The sequence below is a fragment of the Umezawaea sp. genome (genome assembly GCF_036375055.1).
Classification (GTDB): Bacteria; Actinomycetota; Actinomycetes; order Mycobacteriales; family Pseudonocardiaceae; genus Umezawaea.
Window position 1 is genome coordinate 59945 of the sequence record NZ_DASUSQ010000062.1, and the last position, 21526, is coordinate 81470.

General features: G+C 70.7%; 24 protein-coding genes. 15 read left to right on the forward strand and 9 right to left on the reverse strand.

Going from position 1 to position 21526, the window contains the following annotated elements; genetic code table 11:
* The first annotated feature begins 46 nt into the window (after positions 1-46).
* The 4 genes from VFZ92_RS17160 (at position 47) to VFZ92_RS17175 (ending at position 1976) form a co-directional block, all read left to right on the forward strand.
* Positions 47-301, forward strand: a complete 255-nt coding sequence (locus VFZ92_RS17160; protein ID WP_330876944.1) for a DUF3039 domain-containing protein — start codon at positions 47-49, stop codon at positions 299-301.
* A gap of 150 nt (positions 302-451) precedes the next feature.
* Entirely contained in the window at positions 452-739 is a 288-nt protein-coding gene (locus VFZ92_RS17165) for a hypothetical protein (protein WP_330876945.1), read from the forward strand.
* Entirely contained in the window at positions 736-1443 is a 708-nt protein-coding gene (locus VFZ92_RS17170) for a GDSL-type esterase/lipase family protein (protein WP_330876946.1), read from the forward strand. The genes VFZ92_RS17165 and VFZ92_RS17170 overlap by 4 nt, the downstream gene beginning before the upstream one ends.
* Positions 1356-1976, forward strand: coding sequence for an L-threonylcarbamoyladenylate synthase (locus tag VFZ92_RS17175; RefSeq protein ID WP_330876947.1), 621 nt, complete (start codon positions 1356-1358; stop codon positions 1974-1976). Before VFZ92_RS17170 ends, VFZ92_RS17175 begins: the two co-directional genes overlap by 88 nt.
* Before the next feature lie 385 nt (positions 1977-2361).
* Here VFZ92_RS17175 and VFZ92_RS17180 read toward each other — a convergent pair whose 3' ends face one another.
* A complete protein-coding gene (locus VFZ92_RS17180; protein WP_330876948.1) occupies positions 2362-3480 on the reverse strand; it encodes a YihY/virulence factor BrkB family protein in 1119 nt (372 codons plus the stop codon).
* A 205-nt stretch (positions 3481-3685) separates the two neighbouring features.
* On the opposite strand from VFZ92_RS17180, the gene VFZ92_RS17185 reads away from it, so the two are divergent.
* The 5 genes from VFZ92_RS17185 (at position 3686) to VFZ92_RS17205 (ending at position 10346) form a co-directional block, all read left to right on the forward strand.
* Positions 3686-5419, forward strand: coding sequence for a DEAD/DEAH box helicase (locus VFZ92_RS17185; protein WP_330876949.1), 1734 nt, complete (start codon positions 3686-3688; stop codon positions 5417-5419).
* A gap of 313 nt (positions 5420-5732) precedes the next feature.
* A complete protein-coding gene (locus tag VFZ92_RS17190; protein ID WP_330876950.1) occupies positions 5733-6860 on the forward strand; it encodes a sugar ABC transporter substrate-binding protein in 1128 nt (375 codons plus the stop codon).
* 95 nt (positions 6861-6955) lie between these two features.
* Complete coding sequence (locus VFZ92_RS17195) at positions 6956-7729, forward strand: ATP-binding cassette domain-containing protein (protein WP_330876951.1); 774 nt, start codon at positions 6956-6958, stop codon at positions 7727-7729.
* A 17-nt stretch (positions 7730-7746) separates the two neighbouring features.
* Positions 7747-9168, forward strand: a complete 1422-nt coding sequence (locus VFZ92_RS17200) for a sugar ABC transporter permease (RefSeq protein WP_330876952.1) — start codon at positions 7747-7749, stop codon at positions 9166-9168.
* Between the two features lie 5 nt (positions 9169-9173).
* Positions 9174-10346, forward strand: a complete 1173-nt coding sequence (locus tag VFZ92_RS17205) for an ROK family protein (protein WP_330876953.1) — start codon at positions 9174-9176, stop codon at positions 10344-10346.
* Positions 10347-10466: 120 nt separating this feature from the next.
* On the opposite strand, the gene VFZ92_RS17210 is transcribed toward VFZ92_RS17205, so the two are convergent.
* From VFZ92_RS17210 to ppgK, 3 genes are all read right to left on the reverse strand, one after another.
* On the reverse strand, positions 10467-10649 hold the full coding sequence (locus VFZ92_RS17210; protein ID WP_106196729.1) for a DUF7455 domain-containing protein: 183 nt from the start codon (positions 10647-10649) through the stop codon (positions 10467-10469).
* A 607-nt stretch (positions 10650-11256) separates the two neighbouring features.
* Positions 11257-12597 carry an RNA polymerase sigma factor gene (locus tag VFZ92_RS17215; RefSeq protein ID WP_372506585.1) on the reverse strand — a complete coding sequence of 447 codons (1341 nt, stop codon included), beginning with the start codon at positions 12595-12597 and terminating at the stop codon, positions 11257-11259.
* A gap of 205 nt (positions 12598-12802) precedes the next feature.
* Positions 12803-13564, reverse strand: coding sequence for a polyphosphate--glucose phosphotransferase (gene ppgK / locus VFZ92_RS17220; RefSeq protein WP_330876954.1), 762 nt, complete (start codon positions 13562-13564; stop codon positions 12803-12805).
* Positions 13565-13659: 95 nt separating this feature from the next.
* Here ppgK and VFZ92_RS17225 point away from each other — a divergent pair, with 95 nt between their 5' ends.
* Entirely contained in the window at positions 13660-14463 is an 804-nt protein-coding gene (locus tag VFZ92_RS17225; protein WP_330876955.1) for an inositol monophosphatase family protein, read from the forward strand.
* 399 nt (positions 14464-14862) lie between these two features.
* Here the strand turns inward: VFZ92_RS17225 and cei are convergent, their stop codons facing one another.
* Positions 14863-15660: an envelope integrity protein Cei gene (cei, locus tag VFZ92_RS17230; protein WP_330876956.1), complete on the reverse strand. Its 798-nt coding sequence runs from the start codon at positions 15658-15660 to the stop codon at positions 14863-14865.
* A gap of 369 nt (positions 15661-16029) precedes the next feature.
* On the opposite strand from cei, the gene VFZ92_RS17235 reads away from it, so the two are divergent.
* Positions 16030-16329 (forward strand): DUF4193 domain-containing protein, encoded by a 300-nt coding sequence (locus VFZ92_RS17235; protein ID WP_106196725.1) that lies wholly within the window; start codon positions 16030-16032, stop codon positions 16327-16329.
* A gap of 92 nt (positions 16330-16421) precedes the next feature.
* On the opposite strand, the gene VFZ92_RS17240 is transcribed toward VFZ92_RS17235, so the two are convergent.
* A complete protein-coding gene (locus VFZ92_RS17240) occupies positions 16422-16883 on the reverse strand; it encodes a DUF3093 domain-containing protein (protein WP_330876957.1) in 462 nt (153 codons plus the stop codon).
* 24 nt (positions 16884-16907) lie between these two features.
* Between VFZ92_RS17240 and dut the strand changes: the two genes are divergently transcribed.
* Together dut and VFZ92_RS17250 are read left to right on the forward strand one after the other, a co-directional pair.
* Positions 16908-17402: a dUTP diphosphatase gene (dut, locus tag VFZ92_RS17245; RefSeq protein ID WP_330876958.1), complete on the forward strand. Its 495-nt coding sequence runs from the start codon at positions 16908-16910 to the stop codon at positions 17400-17402.
* A 5-nt stretch (positions 17403-17407) separates the two neighbouring features.
* On the forward strand, positions 17408-18034 hold the full coding sequence (locus tag VFZ92_RS17250) for a DUF3710 domain-containing protein (protein ID WP_330876959.1): 627 nt from the start codon (positions 17408-17410) through the stop codon (positions 18032-18034).
* 52 nt (positions 18035-18086) lie between these two features.
* Here the strand turns inward: VFZ92_RS17250 and VFZ92_RS17255 are convergent, their stop codons facing one another.
* Positions 18087-18791 carry an alpha/beta fold hydrolase gene (locus VFZ92_RS17255; RefSeq protein ID WP_414719917.1) on the reverse strand — a complete coding sequence of 235 codons (705 nt, stop codon included), beginning with the start codon at positions 18789-18791 and terminating at the stop codon, positions 18087-18089.
* A gap of 110 nt (positions 18792-18901) precedes the next feature.
* Here VFZ92_RS17255 and VFZ92_RS17260 point away from each other — a divergent pair, with 110 nt between their 5' ends.
* Positions 18902-19279, forward strand: coding sequence for an OB-fold nucleic acid binding domain-containing protein (locus VFZ92_RS17260; RefSeq protein ID WP_330876960.1), 378 nt, complete (start codon positions 18902-18904; stop codon positions 19277-19279).
* On the forward strand, positions 19276-20040 hold the full coding sequence (locus VFZ92_RS17265) for a DUF3159 domain-containing protein (protein WP_330876961.1): 765 nt from the start codon (positions 19276-19278) through the stop codon (positions 20038-20040). Before VFZ92_RS17260 ends, VFZ92_RS17265 begins: the two co-directional genes overlap by 4 nt.
* 52 nt (positions 20041-20092) lie before the next feature.
* On the opposite strand, the gene VFZ92_RS17270 is transcribed toward VFZ92_RS17265, so the two are convergent.
* Together VFZ92_RS17270 and VFZ92_RS17275 are read right to left on the reverse strand one after the other, a co-directional pair.
* Positions 20093-20749, reverse strand: a complete 657-nt coding sequence (locus VFZ92_RS17270) for a potassium channel family protein (protein WP_259622144.1) — start codon at positions 20747-20749, stop codon at positions 20093-20095.
* Complete coding sequence (locus VFZ92_RS17275; RefSeq protein WP_330876962.1) at positions 20749-21411, reverse strand: TrkA family potassium uptake protein; 663 nt, start codon at positions 21409-21411, stop codon at positions 20749-20751. Before VFZ92_RS17275 ends, VFZ92_RS17270 begins: the two co-directional genes overlap by 1 nt.
* Positions 21412-21526: the final 115 nt, after the last annotated feature.

Below are 21526 nucleotides of genomic sequence, written 5' to 3' on the forward strand. Positions count from 1 at the left end.
GACCGACCCGCTAGGCCGAAAACGAGCGGTGGGGCATCATGGTGTGGTGAGCACCTCGACCCAGACGCTTCCGAAGACCGACGAGCGGTCCCAGGGCACCGACTCCACCGGTGACGACTCGCCGAAGATGTTCCACTACGTGCGCAAGGCCAAGATCGCGGAGAGCGCGGTCATGGGCACGCACGTCGTGGCGCTGTGCGGCGAGGTCTTCCCGGTGACGAAGTCGGCGAAGCCCGGCTCGCCGGTGTGCCCGGACTGCAAGAAGATCTACGACGGCCTGCCGCCCGGCGGCGACGACTAGAACGCCCGTCCTGACGACCTCGGCGCGCACGGGTCCACCGCGCACGCCGGGGTTTCGGCTGTCGCGGCCAATATAGTCATCAAGTGTGACTATCTCGATCGGTGACGGTATCGTCCTCCTCGACGCGCGCCGACGAGGAGGACCCCGACGATGGCCACCACGGTCGAGCTGACCCGCTTCCGCGTCGACCAGGCGAAGGTCGACGCCCTGCTCGCCGCCCGCCCGGCGATGCTCGCCGACTTCCGCGAGGACCGCGCCGGGTTCCTCGACGCCGACCTCGTCCGCCTCCCGGACGGCGAGTGGCTCGACATCGTCCGCCGGCGCACCCCGGAGGACGTCGCGGCCTCCCGCGCGAAGGGCGCCGACCTCCCCGGCATCGCCGCGTTCCTCGCCGCCGTCGACTCGCTCGTCAGCGCCGAGGAGGGCGTGTCGGCGTGACGAGCCGCGCGCCCGTCGTGTGCTTCGGGGACTCCACCACCGAGGGCACCGGCACGACCCGCGGCTACCCGGACGTCCTGGCCCACCGGCTCGGCGCGGCGGTGCGGAACGCGGGCATCGCGGGCAACCGCCTGCTCCGCGACGGCTTCGGCGAGTCCGGCCCGGGGCGCTTCGCCCGCGACGTCCTCGACGTGCCCGACGTCACCCACGTGATCGTCGAACTGGGCGTCAACGACCTGGGCCTGTCCACCCCGCGACCCACGGCCGACGAGCTGGTGGCGGGACTCACCACCCCGGCCCGTGCCGCCCGCGCGGCGGGGGTGGTGCCCCTCTGCGCGACCCCGCCCCCGTCCGGCGACACCGTCCACCAGGGCTTCCACAGCCCCGAGGGGGAGCGGACCAGGCAGGCCATCAACGCCTGGATCAGGACCACCCCGGAGTTCGCCGCGGTCGTCGACGTCGACGAACGCCTCCGCGACCCGGCCCGCCCCGTGCGCTACCGGGCGGACCTCGACAGCGGCGACCACCTGCACCCGAACGACGCCGGGGCCGAGGCCATCGCCGCCTCGGTGGACCTCGACGTGTTGCGCGGGCCGATCGACCCTAAGCTCCCCCCATGGCCAGGTACTTCGACGTTCATCCGGACAACCCCCAGAAGAGGTCGATCAGCCAGGCCGTCGACCTCATCCGGAACGACGGCCTGATCGCCTACCCCACCGACTCCTGCTTCGCGCTCGGCTGCCGCCTCGGCAACCGAGCGGGCATCGACCGCATCCGCGAGATCAGGCACCTCGGCGACGGTCACCACTTCACCCTCGTCTGCCAGGACTTCGCGCAGCTCAGCCAGTTCGTCTACGTCGACAACGCGGCCTTCCGCGCGATCAAGGCGGCCACGCCGGGCAGCTACACCTTCATCCTCCCGGCGACGAAGGAGGTGCCGAAGCGCCTGATGCACCCGAAGAAGAAGACCGTCGGCGTCCGCATCCCCGACCACACGGTCGTCCAGGCGCTGCTCGCCGAACTCGGCGAGCCCCTCCTGTCCAGCACGCTCCTCCTGCCGGACCAGGAGGAGCCGATGACCCAGGGCTGGAACATCAAGGAGCGGCTGGACAACGTGGTCGACGCCGTCATCGACTCGGGCGAGTGCGGCACCGTGCCGACGACCGTCATCGACTACTCGAACGGTGAACCGGAGATCGTCCGCGTGGGCGCGGGGGACCCCAGCCGGTTCGAGTAGCCGCCGACGGGGCCGGGACACGCCGTCGGGCTCCGGGGGAAGCCCGCTGCCGTTCCCCGGTGCGACTCGTGACCCTCCGCGCCGTTGCCCCGGTGTCCCTGGAACACGTGGTCGGACCCGCCGCTGACGCACGGGGAGCGGCCCGCGCGGGCGGCGCGGTCCTCCGGCTGAGCCTGACCGAGGCGGACCACTGCTCCCCGCTCGACCCGTGGAGGCGCGGGCGGTGGACCCCGCCACCGCACCGGCCGGACCCGCGCCGTGATGGTCCACCGGCTCGTCGCCGAGGAGAAGGTCGTGGCGCGTCAAGGCGGGCTCGTGGGCGGGGGAGACGCCCTCGCCGGGAACCCCGCCGCCGAGGACGTCGGGGAGCTGTTCGCCTGAGCGCTCAGTCCCGCTTCGGCCCCGGCGGCACGGGCAGCCGGGTCGTGGGGGAGGTGTCCGCGGGCGAGGGGGCCGTCCCCGGTTCCGCGGCGGAGGGCCGCAGCGGAGCGGTCGGCTGCTCGGGCGCCGCGGCCTCGTGGTTCTCGTCCGCCCTGATCCGCTCCGCCGTGCGCTCCATCTCCAGCCGCCGCCACCGGCGCCGCTGCCGCCGCGTCATCCTGGCGGGCCACATGTCCTGGATCGCGCTGTTGAAGTACGCGCCGATGGTGATGGCCAGCCCGATGAAGTACGCGAACAGCAGGAACGCGATGGGCGTGGCCAGCGCGCCGTAGGTGTACCCCGTGGTGGTGATCCACTGGATGTACAGGCGCAGGCCGATGCTGGAGGCCAGGAACACGGCCATCGCCAGCACGGCGCCCGGCACCAGCCGGTGCCAGGGCAGCTTCCTCGGCAGCGACAGCTTGTACAGGGTGGCCAGCGCGAGGATCAGCAGCACGGCCAGGCCGGGGTAGTAGAAGACGCCGATCCAGTACGACACCGTGTTCTGCCAGCTGGTCGGCAGGAACTCCGTCAGCAGGTCGGGGCCCAGCGCCAGCACCGGCAGCCCGACGATCAGCAGCACCAGGCTCGCCATGTACAGCAGCAGGGCGAAGATCCGCTGCCACACCTCGTTGCGCACGCCGTACTGGTCGTGCGCCACGGTGATCGCGTCCACGAACGACGACATCGCCGACGACCCCGCCCACAGCGAGATCACGAAGCCGATCGAGACGATCTCGCCCTTGCCCGTGGTGAGGATCTGGTCGACCGTCGGTTCGATCACCCCCGACACCACGTCGCCGCTGAAGATCGTCCGGCAGAAGCCGATGATCTTCTCCTTGACCTGGCTCACGACCTCGGGGCCGAGCCAGTCGCCGAGGTAGCCCATGCTGCCGAGCAGGCCGAGCAGCAGCGGGGGGAACGAGAGGGTCTGCCAGAAGGCGGCCTCGGCGGCCTCGGAGAACAGGTTCCCCTGCCACGCCTTCTGGAGCGTGCGCGCCAACAGGCGCCCAGGGCCACGGCGCAGCGGCTCCCGCGCCGTGGTGGGCGAAACGTGCCTGTTGTCGTCCGTCGGCAAACCCATCGCAAGGTCAAGCATGGTGCATGACGCGCGGTTCCGCGGCACTGGCGGACCGAACGAGGCGGCGGTGTCGGGTGGACCCGCCACGAACGGGTAGGCTGAACGCTGCCCTCACCGGGCTCCCGGCGACGTCGCGGGACCACACCGGCCTGAGGGCATTCGACTGTCACAGCACACCTTTGACCTGCGCTGAAGGAGCGATGAGTTCGTGGCACAGCCCGACACGCAGGTCGTCGAGTCCCCGGCTGCCCAGCGTCCGCTGCGGGCCTGGCAGCGCCGGGCGCTGACGAAGTACCTGTCGGCGAAGCCGAAGGACTTCCTCGCCGTGGCGACGCCCGGCGCGGGCAAGACCACGTTCGGCCTGCGGGTCGCGGCCGAACTGCTGGCCGACCGGACCGTCGAGTCGATCACCATCGTCGCGCCGACCGAGCACCTCAAGCACCAGTGGGCGCAGGCGGCGGCCGCGGTGGGCATCGCGATCGACTCGAACTTCCGCAACACCAACGCGGTCACCTCCCGCGACTACCACGGTGTCGCGGTGACGTACGCGCAGGTCGCGGCCCACCCCACGCTGCACCGGGTGCGCACCGAGAACCGCAAGACCCTGGTCATGCTGGACGAGGTCCACCACGGCGGCGACGCGAAGTCCTGGGGCGACGCGATCCGCGAGGCGTTCACGCCCGCCGTGCGGCGGCTGTCGCTGACCGGGACGCCCTTCCGCAGCGACGACTCGCCGATCCCGTTCATCTCCTACGCGCCGGGCGGCGACGGCCTGATGCGCAGCCAGCCCGACCACTCCTACGGCTACGCCGACGCGCTGCGCGACGGCGTGGTCCGGCCGGTGATCTTCCTGGCGTACTCCGGCGAGGCGAGCTGGCGCACCAGCGCGGGCGAGGAGTTCACCGCCCGGCTCGGCGAGCCGCTGACCACCGAGCAGACCGCGCGGGCGTGGCGCACGGCGCTGGACCCGAGCGGCGACTGGATCAAGTCGGTGATCACCTCCGCCGACATGCGCCTGACCCAGCTGCGCAACGGCGGGATGCCCGACGCGGGCGCGATGATCATCGCGACGGACCAGACGACGGCGAAGGCGTACGCCGAGGTGCTGCACCGGGTCACCGGCCACACCGCGACCGTCGTGCTCTCGGACGACCCGAAGGCCTCCGGCCGCATCGCCGAGTTCTCGCGGACGACCGAGCGCTGGCTGATCGCGGTCCGCATGGTGTCCGAGGGCGTCGACGTGCCGCGCCTCGCCGTCGGCGTCTACGCGACCAGCTCGTCCACCCCGCTGTTCTTCGCCCAGGCCATCGGCCGGTTCGTGCGCAGGCGCGCGAAGGGCGAGACGGCCAGCGTGTTCCTGCCCAGCGTCCCGGTGCTGCTGGGGCTGGCCAGCGAGCTGGAGCAGCAGCGCGACCACGTCCTCGGCAAGCCGCACCGCGAGAAGGACGGCTGGGACGACGAACTCCTCGCCGACGCGAACCGCACCAAGGACGAGGAGGGCGAGGAGGAGAAGGCGTTCACCTCGCTGGGCGCCTCGGCCGAGCTGGACCAGGTCATCTACGACGGGTCCTCGTTCGGCACGGCCGCGTTCGCGGGCAGCGACGACGAGCAGGAGTACCTGGGCCTCCCCGGTCTGCTCGAACCCGACCAGGTGCGCGCGCTGCTGCGGCAGCGCCAGGAGCACCAGCTGGTCGAGGTCGCCAAGCGCAAGGCCGCCGAACCGCCGCCCCCGCCGCGCGCCGCGCGTCCCCAGGGCGTGCAGGAGCAGCTGGCCGCGCTGCGCAAGGAGCTGAACACGCTCGTCGCGATGCACCACCACCGCACCAAGAAGCCGCACGGCAAGATCCACAACGCCCTGCGCGAGCACTGCGGTGGGCCGCCCACCGCCATGGCGACGATCGAGCAGCTCGAAGAGCGCATCGCCACCCTGCGGTCCTGGTAGTCCCGGACCCGTTCACCGGTCGTTCGCGGTCCGGTTCCCCGGCGTTGGGGACCGGCCGCGGACGTGAATCCGGTTCATCATCCGCTCGCATCAAATGAGACGGCGGACACACTGCGCAACCGGTTAATGTGACTGTGCGTGATTTCCATATGCATTTGGAGTAGTCAGATGTCGCCACGGTTACCTCTCCGTTGCAGCATCGTGCCTTCTTTATCGATGCAGTGTGCTTCCGGTCACCCGGTCCCAGGGCATACGTTGTGCGCCACAACATTTTCTGTCCGGCCCTCGGGCAGAGCAGTGAAAGGGATGGCGGATGCGCAGCAAGAGCCTCGCCCTCATCGCCGTAGGCACCGGCCTTGCCGTGGCCATGACGGCGTGCGGTGCCAACAGTTCGTCCGGTGGCGGCAGCTCCACCGGAACCAGCGACACCGGTAGCGCGGCAGGCGGCACGAAGGTCGGTGTGATCCTCCCGGAGACCGCCTCCTCCGCTCGCTGGGAGGGCTTCGACAAGCCCCTCCTCACCGCCGCGCTCAAGGCCGAAGGCCTGGACGCGGACATCCAGAACGCGCAGGGTGACAACCAGAAGTTCACCACCCTCGCCGACGGCATGATCAACTCGGGCGTCAAGGTCCTGATCATCGCGTCCCCCGACTCCTCCGTGGGTGCCGCGGTGGCCGCCAAGGCGGACGCCCAGGGCATCCCGGTCATCGACTACGACCGCCTCAACCTCGGCGGCTCGTCGAAGTACTACGTCTCCTTCGACAACGTGAAGGTCGGCGAACTCCAGGGCCAGGGCCTCGCCACGGCGCTGAAGGACAAGAAGGGCGCCGAGGTCATCCAGATCGAGGGCGCCCCGACCGACAACAACGCCACGCTGTTCACCGAGGGCCAGGAGAAGATCCTCAAGCCGCTCTACACCTCCGGTGACCTGAAGCTGGTCCAGTCCCAGCCGATCGAGAAGTGGGACAACCAGATCGGCGCCACGGTCTTCGAGCAGATCCTGACCGGCAACGGCCAGAAGGTGGACGGCGTCGTCGCCGCCAACGACGGTCTCGCCGGCGCGGTCATCACCGTGCTGAAGAAGTTCAACCTCAACGGCAAGGTGCCGGTCACCGGCCAGGACGCCACCCCGGACGGCCTCCAGGCCGTGCTCCGCGGCGACCAGTACATGACCGTCTTCAAGCCGATCAAGGCCGAGGCCGAGGCGACCGCCAAGCTGGCCGGTCTGCTCGCCAAGGGTGACACCGCGGGCGCCGACAAGATCGCCACCGGCGTCACCAAGGACACCACGGGCAACCGCGACGTCAAGTCGGTCCTGCTCGACGCGCAGCTCATCACCAAGGACAAGGTCAAGACCGTCGTCGACGCGGGCGCCGTCAAGGCCTCCGAGATCTGCGTCGCCGACCTGGCCGCGGTCTGCACCGAGCTGGGCATCAAGTAGTCAGTCGCTCCACCGCAACCGCCGCGGTGGGCACCAGCCCCCGACTGGTGCCCACCGCGGTTTCCGCCGCAAGACCCATGTTTTGGAGGACAGCCGTGAGCGAGCCGATTCTCGAGCTGCGCGGCATCAACAAGAGCTTCGGACCCGTGCACGTGCTGCACGACATCGACTTCACCGTGCGGGCCGGAGAGGTCACCGCGCTCGTGGGTGACAACGGCGCAGGCAAGTCGACCATGGTGAAGTCCATCGCCGGCATCCACCCGATCGACTCGGGCGAGGTGCTGTTCGAAGGTCAGCCGGTCTCCATCCACAGCCCGCGCGAAGCGGCCGGGTACGGCATCGAGGTCGTCTACCAGGACCTCGCGCTGTGCGAGAACCTGGACATCGTCCAGAACATGTTCCTGGGCCGGGAACGCGGCAAGTACGGGCTGCTGGACGAGGCCGACATGGAGCAGGCGGCGCGCAAGACGCTCGCCTCGCTGTCCGTGCGCACCGTGAAGTCCGTCCGCACGTCCGTCGCGTCGCTCTCCGGCGGCCAGAGGCAGACCGTGGCGATCGCCAAGTCCGTGCTCTGGGACAGCAAGGTCGTGCTCCTCGACGAGCCGACAGCGGCACTCGGCGTGGCGCAGACCCGCCAGGTGCTCGACCTGGTCCGCAGGCTCGCCGAGCAGGGCCTCGGTGTGGTGCTGATCAGCCACAACATGAACGACGTCTTCGAGGTGTCCGACCGCATCGCCTGCCTGTACCTGGGGCGCATGGCGGCTCAGCTGCCGACCAAGGACGTCACCCACGGACAGGTGGTCGAGCTGATCACCGCTGGTCGCTCCGGCGACCTGGGCATCGCCCGCCCGGAAACCGCGACCATCTGATGCCTGAGGACCTGAGCATGACTGACACACCTACCGGTGAGAAGGCTCCCGAAACCGGAGCCATTTCCGACTTCGGCATCGACACGACGTCCAAGTCGGCCGGCGAGGCGCTGAAGGAGTACTGGGCCAAGGTCCGCGGCGGCGACTTCGGGTCGCTGCCCGCGCTGCTCGGCCTGCTCGTGCTGGTGATCTTCTTCAGCGCCCGGTCGGACACCTTCCTGACACTGGGCAACATCTCGAACCTGCTGGCGCAGGGCGCGGGCATCGTGATCATCGCGATGGGTCTCGTCTTCGTGCTGCTGCTGGGCGAGATCGACCTGTCCGCGGGCACCGCGTCCGGTGTGGCCGCCTCCGTGATGGCGCTGCACCTGGTGCGCAACGGCAACATGATGTCCGCCTTCGGCGACGGCGTCTTCTACATCACCTGCGCGTTCATGGTGGTCGCGGCGGTGCTGTCCCTGCTGCTGCGCATCTGGCCCGGCGTCGTGCTCCCGCTCGTCGGCCTCGCGATCCTGCTGCTCGGCGTGCCGCCGAACGCGTGGATCGAAATGCTGCTCGCGCTGTGCATCGGCACCTCGATCGGCAGCCTGACCGGCTACCTCGTCGCGAAGGTCGGCATCCCGTCGTTCGTCGTGACCCTCGCGCTGTTCCTGGCGTGGGGCGGCGTGGTGCTGAAGTACATCGGCCAGGGCGGCACGCTGCCCATCCGCAACGACCAGGTGCTGTTCAACGTCGCCAACGGCAACCTGAGCACCGCCTCCAGCTGGGTGCTGTTCCTGCTGGCCGCGGGCGGCTACGCGGCCGTCGTGCTCAACCGGCACTTCTCCCGGCTGCGCAGGGGCCTCGTCGCCCAGCCGACGGCACTGGTCTTCGTCAAGGTCGGCTTCGTGCTCGTGCTGAGCGCGGCGGCCACGCTGCTGCTCACCCAGAACCGCGCGGTCAACCCGACCGTCGTCATCTCGGGTGTGCCGTACGTGGTGCCGATCGTCCTGGTGCTGCTCACCATCGGCACGTTCGTGCTCGACCGCACCAGCTACGGCAGGCACATCTACGCGGTCGGCGGCAACGCCGAGGCGGCCCGCCGCGCGGGCATCAACGTGCCGAAGATCCGCATGAGCGTCTTCGTGATCTGCTCGTCGGTCGCCGCCCTCGGCGCCATCGTGTACTCCTCGAAGGTCGGCTCCGTGGCTCCCAGCTCCGGTGCGGGCAACACGCTGCTGTTCGCGGTCGGCGCCGCGGTCATCGGTGGCACCTCGCTGTTCGGCGGCAAGGGCAGGCTGCGCGACGCGGTCATCGGTGGCGCGGTCATCGCGATCATCGAGAACGGCCTTGGTCTGCTCAAGCAGGAGGCCGCGGTGGTCTCCATCGTGACCGGCCTCGTGCTGCTGCTGGCCGCCAGCGTGGATGCGCTGTCGCGTCGTCGTTCGGCCGCTTCGTAGCAGCGGTGACGTCACCGACCGCGGGAGCCCGGCCCGACGAGGTCCGCAGGCACAACCGCACGGCGCTCCTGCGCCGGTTGCACGTCGACGGTCCGTCCACCAGGGCGTCGCTGGCGGCTGAGCTCGGGCTCAACCGCAGCACGATCAAGGCCCTGGTGGACGGTCTCGCCGAAACCGGTGTGGTCGCCGAACGGGTTCCCGCGCAACGCAGCGGAGCCGGTAGGCCCTCGCTGCTGGTCCTCCCCCAACCCCACGCCGCCGTCGTCCTGGCCATCGACATCCGCGTCGAGCAGGTGGCCATGGCGATGGTGGGCCTGGGCGGGGAGATCATCGGCAGGGACAGCTGGAACCTGCACACCCGCACCCGCGACCCCCGCGAGGTCATCACCCACATCGTCGAGTCGGCGAAGCTGCTCAGCGACGAGCTGGACCTCCGGCCCGTCGCGGTCGGCGTCTCGGTCTCGGGGGTGGTCCGCCGCTCCGACGGCTGGGTGCACGAGGCGCCGAACCTGCACTGGACGAACGTCGCGCTGGGCGAACGCCTCAGCGCCGTGATGGGGCTCCCGGTGCAGGTCGGCAACGACGCCGAGCTGGGGGCGCTGGCCGAGCACGTCCGCGGCGCCGCCCGCGGCGCGTCGGACATGGTCTACATCTCCGCCGACGTCGGCGTCGGCGGCGGCGTGATCTCCAACGGGTCCCCGCTGCGCGGCACCGGCGGCTACGTGGGCGAACTGGGGCACATGGTCGTCCGGCCCGGCGGTCTGCCGTGCTACTGCGGCTGCGAGGGCTGCTGGGAGACCGAGGTCGGCGAGGCCGCCCTCTGCCGCGCGCTCGCGCTCCCGGTCAACGCCTCCCGCGGCGCCGTCGTGGCCGAGCTGCGCTCGCTGGCCACCGACCCCGACAACGTCATGCACCGGCTGGGGGAGTTCACCGAGTGGCTGGCCGTCGGCCTGGTCACCGTGGTGAACATGATGGGGCCCGAACTGGTGGTGCTGGGCGACCTGTTCACGGCGCTGCCGGAACCCGTCGTCACGGAGGTCAGGGCCGTCGTGCAGCGCCGCAGCCTGGTCAGCAGGGCCGTCGGCGGCACGCGCATCCTCAGCTCGCCGCTGGGCCGTGACGCCAAGCTGGTGGGCGCGGCCGAAGCGGCCTTCGAACCCGTGCTCGGCACGGTGTAGCGGAGGGCTGGGGCCTCCTCAGGCCCGCGAAAGCCCCCTGGAACGCGAGGGGGGCGGGGATCCTCTCGGATCCCCGCCCCGGAACGGCAAGGGTGCTTGAGGGCCGCACGGCCCCGATTGTCAGCCCTGCTGCAGTTCAGCAGCGAGCTCGCGCAGCTTCGTGCTGTGCTCACGGGCGTGGTGCCCGCAGAACAGCAGTTCGCCCCCGGAGGGGAGCACGGCGCGAACCTGGGCAGCAGCCCCGCAGCGGTCGCAGCGGTCGGCAGCGGTCAACTCGGGGCGGGTGAGCGTGGGCGTAGTCATGAGAGTCTCCCTCCGTCCCGGCACCGAGGATTTCGGTGCCCTCTTACCAAGCTGCGACCACTACGCATCTGGCTGGTGCGCGGTGCTCGCTGGCTCCACTCTCTCAGACGTTCGGGCGGAAGTCAGTGTTCCCGTCAACGTGGCGACGCGCGTCACTCGCGATTTACCCACCCGTCGGTGCGTGGAATCGGCCCGAACGCCGAAATACGGGGTTCAACATCACTTTCCGCAGTCGTGGCAACGGTTTCAGACCAGGTGTTATGGCCGCTGACGGGCCTCGATTGCTCCAACTGGTGGGACCCCTGCGGCCGTTGGTGTGATCCATAACACTTTGGTCAGCTCACAGCGAACACGGCCGTTCGTTCCACCATTCGGACGTGGATCCCGCCGTTCACCCGGCGTTGGGAGACCCGCCCGTGACCTCGGTGACCGCGTCGCGGGGCCTGTTCCAGCGGATCGTGCGCCCGAAATGCCCGGTTCTCCTCCCGCGGGGTTCGAGCGCGACCCGAGCGGTGCTCCGCGAGACCTCCGGTCGTGCGGCACCTCGGAGGAGCGGAGCACGGCGAAGGCCCCGCACCGAGGTGCGGGGCCTTCGCCGGGAACGTTCCTAGTCCAGGTAGTCGCGCAGGACCTGCGAGCGCGACGGGTGGCGCAGCTTGGACATCGTCTTCGACTCGATCTGCCGGATCCGCTCACGGGTCACCCCGTAGACCTGGCCGATCTCGTCCAACGTCCGCGGCTGGCCGTCGGTGAGGCCGAAGCGCAGCCGGACGACGCCCGCCTCGCGCTCGGACAGCGTGGCCAGGACCGACTGGAGCTGGTCCTGGAGCAGCGTGAACGACACCGCGTCCACGGCCACGACGGCCTCGGAGTCCTCGATGAAGTCGCCGAGCTGGCTGTCGCCCTCGTCGCCGATCGTCTGGTCCAGCGAAATGGGCTCCCGGGCGTACTGCTGGATCTCCAGCACCTTCTCGGGGGTGATGTCCATTTCCTTGGCGAGCTCCTCGGGCGTGGGCTCGCGGCCCAGGTCCTGGAGGAGTTCACGCTGTATGCGGCCGAGCTTGTTGATGACCTCCACCATGTGCACCGGGATGCGGATGGTGCGGGCCTGGTCGGCCATGGCGCGGGTGATGGCCTGGCGGATCCACCACGTCGCGTAGGTCGAGAACTTGTAGCCCTTGGTGTAGTCGAACTTCTCGACCGCGCGGATCAGACCGAGGTTGCCCTCCTGGATCAGGTCCAGGAACGCCATGCCGCGACCGGTGTAGCGCTTGGCCAGCGAGACCACGAGGCGGAGGTTGGCCTCCAGCAGGTGGTTCTTGGCGCGCTCGCCGTCCCGGACGATCCACCGCAGGTCGCGGCGCATCTGGGGGGTGAGCTTCTCGTTCTCGTCCTCGGCCCGGCGCACCCGCTCCGCCGCGTAGAGGCCTGCCTCGATCCGCTTGGCGAGTTCGACCTCCTCCTCGGCGTTGAGGAGCGCGACCTTGCCGATCTGCTTCAGGTAGGCGCGGACGGAGTCGGCCGAGGCGGTGAGCTCGGCGTCCTTGCGGGCCTGCCGCAGGGCCTCCGACTCCTCCTCGTCCCAGACGAAGTCGCCTTCGCCGGGCTTCTTCTCGTCCTCTGCCTCTTCGGGTTCGTCGACGACGGGCTCGTCCACGATGACCACGTCCTCACCGAGGTCCTCGTCACCGGGAGCGGCTTCGAGGTCGTCAGGCTCGTCGCCGTCCTTCTTGGTCTTGGCGGGACCAGCCTTGGCTGCGGTCTTGCGGGGCGCCTTGGCCGCCGTCTTGCCTGCCGCCGCAGTCTTCGCCGCGGCGGGCTTGCGAGCCGGAGCCTTGCGGGCCGAGGCGGCCTTGGGGGTCTCCTCAGACTCGCCGGCTGCGGCCGAGGTCGTCTTCGCGGCGCTCGTGGTGCTCGAGCGTCGGGTTGCGGTTTCTGCGGCTGCCACGTACGCCCTTTCGCGACTGTCGATCACGGCGATCCGAAGGGCGCGAAACCTCGGACGCCAGAGTTCGGGGGAGAGCCCGCCGAAGCCATCCGGCGGGGCACCGTTCCATTGTAACGACGAGAATCGCGTGCTGTTGCGCCCCGCTCGCTTTCACGGGGTGTGAACAGGTGTTCCCGCAGCTAGACTGCGTGGGGGATTTTCCGGATCAGTGCCTGATGCCCTGCGCGGCGGCAGCCGCGGCGCCCACGATGCCCGCGTCGTTCTTCAACGCCGCGGCGACGACTTCGGTGCGCACCTCCAGGAGCGGCAACCACTTGTCGGCCTTCTTGCTGACGCCGCCGCCCGCGATCACCAGATCCGGCCAGATGAGGTTCTCCAGCACGGTGATGTAGCGCGAGACGCGAGGCGTCCACTCCGCCCAGGAGAGCCCCTTGTCCTCCTTCACCGACGCCGCCGCCTTCGACTCGGCGTCGTGCCCGTCCACCTCCAGGTGGCCGAACTCGGTGTTGGGGACGAGCCGCCCGTCGAGGAACAGCGCGCTGCCGATGCCCGTGCCGAACGTCAGCAGCACGACCAGCCCGTCGCGGTCGACGCCCGCGCCGTACTTCATCTCCGCCATGCCCGCCGCGTCCGCGTCGTTCAGCACCACGACGTCCTCGACCGACCTGCCGAGCCGCTTCGCGAACAGCGCGCGGGCGTCGGTGTCCACCCAGTGCTTGGACACGTTCGCGGCGGTCAGGGCCACGCCGTGCTTGACCACGCACGGGAGCGTCACGCCCACCGGCCCGGTCCACTCGAACTTCGCGACGATCTCGGCCACCACGTCCGCCACCGCATCGGGCGTCGACGGTTGGGGCGTGGCGATCCTCAACCGCTCCCCGTCCAGTGCTCCTGCTTCCAGGTCGACCAGGCCGCCCTTGATGCCGGAGCCGCCGACGTCCACACCGAACCCGCGGGTAATGCCCATCCCCGGTGGCCTTCCTACTCGATTCAGTAACCGTGGCCGCAGACATTAGCCTGAGCACCCCAGATAGTCCCGCGAGAGTGACGTAGGTGGAACAGTTGAGTTTCGATCCTCGCCCCTTGGTGGACGTCGCGGTCACCGTCGCACGCGAAGCCGCGGACCTGGTGCAGCGCACCAGGCAGGCCGCCGTCACCGCCCAGGTCGACACGAAGAGCACCGCCACCGACGTGGTCACGGAGGCGGACCGGGCCTCTGAGCAGCTGGTGCGCGATCGGTTGGCGGTCCTGCGCCCCGGTGAGCCGGTGATCGGCGAGGAGGAGGGCGGGAGCGCCGCCGTCGAGGGCCTCACCTGGGTCGTCGACCCCATCGACGGCACCGTGAACTACCTGTACGGCCTACCGCACTACGCAGTGTCGATCGCCGCTCAGCTCGACGGGGTGTCGGTCGCGGGCGTGGTGCTGGAACCGGTCAGCGGCCGCGTCTGGACCGCGGCGCGCGGTCACGGGGCCTACCTGGACGGCACGCGCCTCGGCGTCTCGGGGGCGAACCGCCTCGACCTCTCGCTGGTGGGGTACGGGTTCGCGTACCGGGCGGAGCGGCGGCAGCGGCAGGCGACCACGTGGGCGGCGCTGTCGACCAGGGTGCGGGACATCCGCCGGGCCGGAGCGGCGTCGCTGGACCTGTGCGCCGTGGCGGCCGGGTGGCTGGACGCGTACGCGGAGCACGCGCTCGGCCGGTGGGACTGGGCCGCCGGGGCGTTGATCGCCGCCGAGGCCGGTGCGGTGGTGCGGCTGCCCGGCGAGGACCCGGAGCTGGGGGAGGACGCCACCTTCGTGGCCACGCCGGGGATCGCGGAGGACCTGCGGACGGCTCTGGTGGAGTGCGGGTTCGGGTCGGTGTGACCTTCGGGGTGCGACTCCCCCGTGACCCGGTCCGCGGCGCCGTCGGACGCGGCGGACCGGGTCACGAGCGGTTCCGTGCGGTTCACCGGAGTGCGGTTCTGCTCGCCGTGGGCGCGGGTGCCGCTCGGCGGTGCGCGTTCCGTCAGCGGTGCGGATCGGGTCGCGAGCCGGCTCTGGGCGGTTGCGGCGTGCGGTTCTGCTCGCCGTGGTGCGGGTGCTGCTCAGCGGTGCGCGTTCCGTCAGCCGCACGGACCGGGTCGCGAGCGGTTGTGGGCGGTTCATCGGCGTGCGGTTCTGCGTGGAGCGGCACTGCTCAGCGGTCGCACGTCTCGTCAGCCGCACGGACCTGGTCGCGAGCGGCTCAGGGGCCTGCGGTTCCGCTCCCCGTGGGGGGCCTGCTCAGCAGTGCACGTCCCGTGCCGCCGTCAGGTTCGACGACACCACCGTGGGCGCGCTCGCCTCCGCCGCCTGGCCGCCCGCCTGCTCGGGCTGCTGCGCGGCCCAGTCGGCCAGCTGGTCCAGCACCTTCCGGGCGTCGTGGTTCGGCTTGACCTCGTCGAACTTCTTCCCGATGGCGATGTCGACGGTCGCGTCCTGCCGCTCGTCCCTGACCAGTTCCAGGCACGGCTCGATCAGGCTCAGCGTGCGCGCCGCGCTCGCCCCAGGGGCACCGAACCGGATCTGCCCGCGGCAGGTCATGTCCTGCGCCGGGTAGACGGGGTCGTTGTCGGGTTCGGCGGCCTGCTTGAGGCCGAGTTCCGTCAGCGTCGTCGCCACGAACCTGGCCTGGTTGCGCTGGGTGCTCGCGTTGAACACCCGGAACTGGACCTCGGCCGCGGGCACCGGGTCGGTCCGGTCCAGCGCGTCGTGCGCCAGGACGCTGCCGAGCTTCGGTGCCTCGACGACGGGCGCCGCGGGGTCGACCGGCGGTGCCGACGACGGCACCGGCGCGCTCCCCGGCGTGTTGCAGCGGATGGCCAGGTCCACGTCGTTCGCCGTGTTGAGGACCTTCGCCCAGACGAACACCGCCCCGAAGGCCAGGATCACGAAGAGGATGAGCGCCGGTAGCGGTCGTCGTCGCCTGTACCGCGACAACCCGCTGTTCCCCGTAGTGCTCGCGGGTCCCACGTCCGCCGACCTCCCCTGGCGTTGTGCCCATGTGCTCGCCGTATTCCAGCCTATGCGGTCCAGGACCATCCCGCGTCCCCGACCGGCTGTAGCGGCCCGCAATCACCCGGTAGCGGAGGGTTCACCGCCGCTCGGGCGCCGCGGACGGCCGCGGCGGATGGGCCTGAGCCCGTGGACAGCCTATCGGGCCAGCTTACGTGGGTCCTGTCACCCTTCTGCTCATTTAGGGGGAACCCGATGCACAACCCCGGTATCGGTGAGCTACCCTCTGCGCGCTCCGGGACCGTTGAGTCACCAGAAGCGTCGACTAGCAGGGGGTTGGCGCTCGACGGCCGGGGCGAGACCCCCGTCACTGGACGACGGGGCACAAAAAGGGGCGCTGGGACGTTAACCAGCGACACGAACACAGTCTCCGTAGACCGCAGGGGTGAAAACAAGATGGCGACCGACTACGACGCGCCGCGTCGCAGCGAGGCCGATGAGCTCGCTGAAGACTCTCTCGAGGAGCTGAAGGCGCGGCGCAACGAAACGCAGTCCGGCGTAGTCGATGTCGACGAGGACGCGACTGCCGAGAACTTCGAACTGCCCGGTGCCGACCTGTCCGGTGAGGAACTCACCTTCAAGGTCCTCCCGAAGCAGGCCGACGAGTTCACGTGTTCCAAGTGCTTCCTGGTGCACCACCGCAGCAGGCTGGCCGAGGAGCACAACGGGCAGTACATCTGCCGCGACTGCGCCTGAGCCCGACCCGCGTCACACCAGCAGCACCAGAACGGCAGCACCACTAGAACGACACTGGGCGCTCACCCGAAGGGGTGGCGCCCAGTCGCGTTTCACTTCTTGAGCAGTTCCGCGAGCCGGTCGGCGTGGCGGACGCTGAACAGCCAGTAGGGCGTCGGGTCCTCCGGGTCCTCCAGCGCCACCTTCACCATCGGTCCGACCCAGCCGCGGTGCGCGACGAAGGCCGCCGGGTCCAGGTTCGGGCCCATCGCCTTCCGCTTGGTCTTGGCGGTGAACACCTCCACCTCCCCCAGCAGCTCCAGGGGCACGTGGGCGTCACCGACCCGCAGTTCACCCCCGCTGACCTCGACCTTCAGCGAGCCGAGCCGAACGATCATCAGCAGGGCCAGCGGGACGATGATCACGTAGGGCAGCCAGGAACGGACGCCGGGGAAGCCCATGTGGATCTCCGCGGCCAGCAGCACCGCGGCGGTCAGGGGCAGCAGCCAGCCCCACCACGGGACGTAGAGCCGCTCTTCGAAGGCACTTGGGGCGGTCACAGCACTCTCGCTCACGTCCTCAGGGTAATCTCGCCCGCCGTGCCCAGCGTCGAGGTCTTGCTGTCCCGGCTCGATCCAGGAGTCCCACCGCCGTCGTACGCCCGTCCGGGTGACGCCGGCGCCGACCTGGTCACCACTCAGGACGTGGTGATCGAGCCGGGGGAACGCGCGGTGGTCGGCACCGGCATCGCCGTCGCACTGCCCGAGGGGTATGCGGGGTTCGTTCACCCGCGGTCCGGTCTCGCGGCGAGGGTGGGGCTCAGCGTGGTCAACACCCCCGGAACCATCGACGCGGGCTACCGCGGCGAGATCAAGGTGTGCCTGGTGAACCACGACCTCCGCGAGCCGATCAGGCTCCGACGGGGCGACCGGATCGCGCAGCTCGTGGTGCAGCGGGTCGAGCACGCGGTGTTCCGAGAGGTCGACGAACTGCCGGGCTCCGACCGGGGCACGGGTGGGTACGGCTCTACTGGCGGGCACGGCGTGCTCGCGGTGTCGGCGAAGGCCGACGCCATGCAGCGGACAGAGGGGTAATTCAGATGTTCGGACGGCGCCGCAAGCGGGGCAGGCACGCGACGAACCGGGAGACCGCGCAGCAGGACGTGGAGTTCGACGACGAGTTCGACGTCGCCGACGACGGTCCCTACGACGAGCCCGAAGCCCCCAGGGACAACATCACCAGGCTGGACCTGGGGTCCATCAGGCTCCCGGTGCCCGACGGCGCGCAGCTCCAGGTCGAGATGGACCCCGCGGGCGCGGTGCGCGCGGTGCACCTGCTCACCCCCGCCGGGCAGCTCACGGTCAGCGCCTTCGCGGCGCCCCGCAGCGGCGGCCTCTGGAAGGAGGTCGGCGCGGAGCTGATCGCCCAGCTCAAGGAGGACGGCGCCCGGATCAACCGGGAGAACGGGCAGTGGGGCGAGGAGATCACCGCCCGCAACAGCGGTGTCCACCTCCGGTTCGTGGGCGTCGACGGGCCCCGGTGGCTGCTGCGCGGCGTCGCGGCCGGGCCGGAGGAGCAGGCCCCCGTGATCGCGGAGGCGCTCTACGAGCTGCTGCGCGGGACGGTCGTGGTGCGGGGCACGCAGCCGATGCCGGTGCGGACGCCGCTGCCGATCGAGCTTCCCGAGGCCATCGCCAAGCACATCGCCGCGCAGGCCGAGGGCTGATCGGACCGCCGGTCGCGACCGGTCGGGCACCTCGACCGGTCACGACCGGCGGTCAGCCCGCGCGGGTCGCGGTCGCCGCGGCCAGCAGCGCCAGCACCGCCGCCCGGCCGAGGCAGGCGCGGTCCGCTCCCAGCGCCCCGAGCGTCGTCGTCCGCAGAACCGCACGTGGCAGGGCACTCGCCCACGAACGGGCGACCTCAAGAGGGTGAATCGGGTCGTCGGTGCACGCCGCCACCCCCGCGGGCACCGCCACCCCGCCCAGTTCCGCGGGCGTGGGCGCTCCGGACTCCGCCGCGGCCCGCAGGATCCCGGCCAGCCGGGGCCCGTGCCCGCGCCACGCCCGCGACAGCTCCGCTCCGAGCCACCCGTCCACCCCGACCAGCGCGGAGTCGACGCCGTCGCGTTCCACCACGCCCGCGCTGGCCCGTGCGGCCAGCGCGGCGGGCGCCTCTCCCGCGGGTCCGGACCACGCGGGCAGCGCCAGCAGCAGACCCGCGCACCGCTCCGGGTGCCGGACCGCCCACCCGGCCGCCACGTGGGCTCCCAGCGAGACCCCGCCGACGACCAGGGGCGTGCCGGTCCAGGCGGCGTCCAACGCGGCCAGGTGCTCCTCGACCGAGGCCGAGGCCGGAGCGGTCAAACGCAGCCCCAACTGCGTCAACGGTTCTTCGAAGACGGTTCGGACGAACACCTCGTCCGACGCCGTCCCAGGGAGCAGCACTGCGGTTCGGCCGACCAGATCGACCATCGGGCGCATCACGACCAGGATCCTCCCCCAGTCGGATCCCGCGACCTCCGCGCCCGGTTACCCTGGGGTTCGGACGGGCTTCGTCGACGATGCCCCTTGCGATGTACCTGGAGTCGGGGATGAGTGTTTCCGGGGACGGCTATTGGCGCCGTCTCATGCGTCGCCTGACCAGCGACGTGACCGAACTGGACGCGGACGACCTCTCCCGCAAGGCCGAGGCGGTCGGCGCCATGCGCGCGTGCGACTGCAAGTCCGGCGAGGAGGTGACCGTGATGGGCAGGCTCCGCACCGTGGAGATGTGCCCGCGCGACTCGGCCGCCACGCTGGAGGCCGAGCTCTTCGACGGCACCGAGGGCGTCACCCTGGTCTGGATGGGGCGCCGCCGCATCGCGGGCATCGAACCGGGCCGCACCATCAAGGCCCGCGGCCGCATCGCGGTCCGCGACGGGCGCAAGGTGCTCTACAACCCGTACTACGAGCTGCAGAACGCTTCATGACCCCGACGAACGGCCAGGACGTGACGGACGAGCAGAAGCAGGGCACCGCCGAACCGGAGAAGATGCCGACCATGCTGGAGCAGATGGGCGGCGTCAGCGGCCTCGTCTACTCCTCGCTCCCGGTCGTCGTGTTCGTGCTGGTCAACACCTTCGCGGGGTTGTACCCCGCGATCTGGAGCGCCCTCGGGGCCGCGGTGCTGATCGGCGTCGTGCTGGTGGTCCGCAAGGGCTCGGTCCAGCCCGCGGTCTCCGGCCTCTTCGGCGTCGGCATCGCGGCGTTCATCGCCTACCGCACCGGCTCCGCCAAGGGCTTCTTCCTCTTCGGCATCTGGCAGAGCCTCATCTACGCGGGCGCCTTCGTGCTGTCGATCGTGGTCCGCTGGCCCCTCGCGGGCGTGGCGTGGTCGTTCCTCAACGGCCGGGGCACGTCGTGGCGCAGGGACAGGGCGTCGGTCCGCGACTACGACATCGCCACCCTCGTGTGGGCGCTGGTCTTCGGCTCGCGCTTCGTCGTCCAGCAGTGGCTCTACGACACCGCGTCCGTCGGCTGGCTCGCCTTCGCCCGCCTCGCCATGGGCTACCCGCTCATGGCCATCGCGGTGGCCGCGACGGTCTGGGCCGTCCGCCGCTCCGACAAGCGCCTCAAGGCGCTGGAGGAGGCCGAGGCGACGCAGGTGCGGGAAACGGAGGAGGAACTCCGGGCCCGCTACGCCCACCCGGTCGAACCGCACGCCACGGGCAAACCGGCGACCGAGAGCTGATCAGGACCGCACTCCGCCCCGCCCGGTCGCGTCCGGGCGGGGCGGAGTCGTGTCAGTAGCCCAGCGCGGAGCGGATCTCCGTCTCGACCGCGGCGGTGGCCACGAACAGCAGCTCGTCGCCGCCTTCGAGGGTGTCCTCCGCGGACGGCACGATGACCCGCCCACCGCGCAGGATCGTCACGAGCGCCGCGTCCCGAGGCAGGGTCAGGCCGCTGACCGGCTCACCGGCCAGCGGGGTGTCGTGGGGCAGCGTGATCTCCACGAGGTTCGCCTGGCCCTGGCGCAGGGTCAGCAGCCGGACCACGTCGCCCACGGTCACCGCCTCCTCGACCATCGCGGCCAGGATGCGCGGGGTCGAGACGGCGACGTCGACCCCCCACGACTCGGTGAACAGCCACTCGTTGGCCGGGTCGTTGACCCGCGCCACGACGCGCTTGACCGCGAACTCGGTCTTGGCCAGCAGCGACACCACGAGGTTGACCTTGTCGTCGCCGGTGGCCGCGATGACGACGTCGCACAGCTGCATGCCCGCGTCCTCCAGCGACGACAGCTCGCACGCGTCGGCCTGCACCCACTCGGCCTGCTCGACGGTGTGCGGCTCGAAGTGCGCGAAGTCGCGTTCGATCAGCATCACCTGGTGGCCGTCGGACACCAGTTCCTGCGCGATGGAGCGGCCCACCGCTCCCGCTCCCGCGATTGCGACCCGCATCAGTTCTCCTCAGGTGCGCGGACGGCCGCGGCGGTCACGTCGGTGACGGTGCCGGACAGGGCTGCGACGTAGATCACATCGTCCGCTTGGACGACCGACTTCGAGTCCGGCAGCACACCGGTGCCGAACCGCATGATGAAGGCGACCCGGCTCCCGGTCGCCTCCTGGAGCTCCGCGACCGAGTGGCCGACCCAGTCCTCGTGGACGTCGATGGGCAGCACGGCGACGGTGCCGGACGGGTCGCGCCACGCCGTCGTGGTGCCCTCCGGGACGAGCACCCGCAGGAAGCGGTCGGTGCTCCACGGGACGGTCGCGACGGTCGGGATGCCGAGGCGCTCGTACACCTCGGCGCGCTTGTGGTCGTAGATGCGCGCGACGACGTGCTGGACCCCGAAGGTCTCGCGCGCCACCCGCGCCGAGATGATGTTCGAGTTGTCGCCGCTGGAGACGGCCGCGAAGGCACCCGCGCGCTCGATGCCCGCCTCGATCAGCACCTGCCGGTCGAAGCCGTTGCCGATGACCTGCTGCCCGTGGAAGTCGGCCCCCAGCCGCCGGAACGACTGGGCGTTCTTGTCGATGACCGCGACCTGGTGGTCAAGTCGCTCCAGGGCCTTGGCCAGGGATGTCCCCACCCGGCCGCAACCCATGATCACCACGTGCACTGCGTGCCTCCTCGTTTTTCGCGCGGGTACCCGCGCGACCAGCGTGACCGAACCTACCCCGGACCTGCCCCACCGCCGGAACGGCGGGCGGACCGCTCGTCGGGCGTCGCGTGAG